At 55.2% G+C, this 706-nt stretch carries 1 protein-coding gene; it reads left to right on the top strand.

Translation table 11 applies throughout. The features are described from left to right. Positions 1-123: 123 nt before the first annotated feature. On the top strand, positions 124-706 hold a 583-nt coding region (locus FVW20_RS17605), incomplete at its 3' end, for an IS1595 family transposase (RefSeq protein ID WP_307831634.1).

The following is a 706-nucleotide window of genomic DNA, read 5'->3' as shown; positions in this document are numbered from 1 at the left end:
GATGGCCGTTTCAAATGCCGTCGGTGCGGTAGCAAGTACTCGTGGAAAACCGCCTGGGAACTTAGCCGCCTTCCCGAAGCCAAAAAGCTCAAGGCGTTGGAACTCTTTGTCTATGGCGTCCCTGTGTTTCGGCAACGCTTCCGGGCGGAGGCGAGTGCCCCGGCGCTGGAACGCTTGTACCGCATCTTCCGCACCTGCTGCGCCTATCTGGAAGAATGCCGAGAGCCCTTTGAAGGAAGCCTTGAATGCGATGAAAGCTCGTTCGGTGGCCACCGCAAGGGCAAGCGGGGCTGGGGTGCCGCAGGTAAGGTCATAGTTTTCGGAATCATCAAGCGGAACGGACAGGTTAAGGCCTTCCCGCTGCATAGGCGAACCCGGCATGAAGTGTTCGAATTGGTGCGTGAGCATACTCTTCCCGGAAGCCTTTACTACACGGATGATTGGCAGGCTTACGCGAGCTTGAGGGTTCGCGGTGACCACGTGGTGGTCCGTAAGGAGCGTGGTCGCCCCAAGGGCCGCGACCACATCAACGGAATTGAAGGCTTCTGGAGTTACGCCAAGAACTGGCTTTACCCATTTCGAGGTGTACCCAGGAAAACTTTCCACCTTTTTCTGGGTGAAGTTTGTTTTCGGTTTAACCACCGGAGTGAGGACTTGTTCCCCATACTTTTAAAGGCATTGAAGACAAGTCCAGCAAGAGATTTTA

It is taken from the genome of Nitratidesulfovibrio oxamicus (assembly GCF_015731765.1).
In the GTDB taxonomy this organism is placed as follows: domain Bacteria; phylum Desulfobacterota; class Desulfovibrionia; order Desulfovibrionales; family Desulfovibrionaceae; genus Cupidesulfovibrio; species Cupidesulfovibrio oxamicus.
The sequence above is the reverse complement of the archived record's forward strand: the minus strand, read 5'-3'. Positions and strand labels throughout refer to the sequence as shown.